The organism is Micromonospora sp. LOL_015, from assembly GCF_048060275.1.
GTDB lineage: Bacteria > Actinomycetota > Actinomycetes > Mycobacteriales > Micromonosporaceae > Micromonospora_E.
This window is the reverse complement of sequence record NZ_JBHMIO010000179.1, coordinates 1-542: the sequence shown is the minus strand read 5'-3', so window position 1 is coordinate 542 and position 542 is coordinate 1. Positions and strand designations below refer to the sequence as shown.

At 69.7% G+C, this 542-nt stretch carries 1 pseudogene; it reads right to left on the bottom strand.

What is annotated here, in order from left to right:
• Positions 1 to 398 (bottom strand): annotated as a pseudogene (locus ACFHWU_RS29370) (IS5/IS1182 family transposase); the annotation flags it as partial.
• Positions 399 to 542 lie beyond the last annotated feature (144 nt).

Genomic DNA, 542 nt, shown 5'->3' with positions numbered 1-542 from the left:
TTGGCCGACCACCACAGGTCGACGCCGGGGGTGGGACCCGGGGTGGCGATCCGGTCGGTCTCGATCAGGGTTCCGTCGAGCAGGACGTGGTCGTAGCCGGCGGCCTTGGCCGCCAGCAGCGCGCCGTGCAGGCCGGGAGCCTGGGCGGCCAGGACCGTGATGGCCTCGTGCAGGTGGGCGTACCCGGTGGACAGGCTGATCGTGTTGTCGCGGGCCAACTGGCTCATCCGGGTGCCGTCGAGCAGCCAGCGCAGGACCAGCACGGCCTGCCGGAAACAGGTCAACACCCGCCGTCCCCGGCGGGTGCCGCGCCGGAGACGTTCGGCGTGCAGCAGTCCGGAGAGGTGGAACACGGTCTCGTCGCGTACGGGCAGCGTTGCGGTATAGGCGATACTCATGAGCGGCGCGGGACTCCGGGGTCGTGGTCTGTGAGAGGAACACTTCGTACCGGCGTTCCGCGCCCTCACCGTTCATCCCGGCCCACCAGGGCGATTCCCACACATCTTGACCGTTCCGGACACCACGCCCGGTGATCAGAGCCT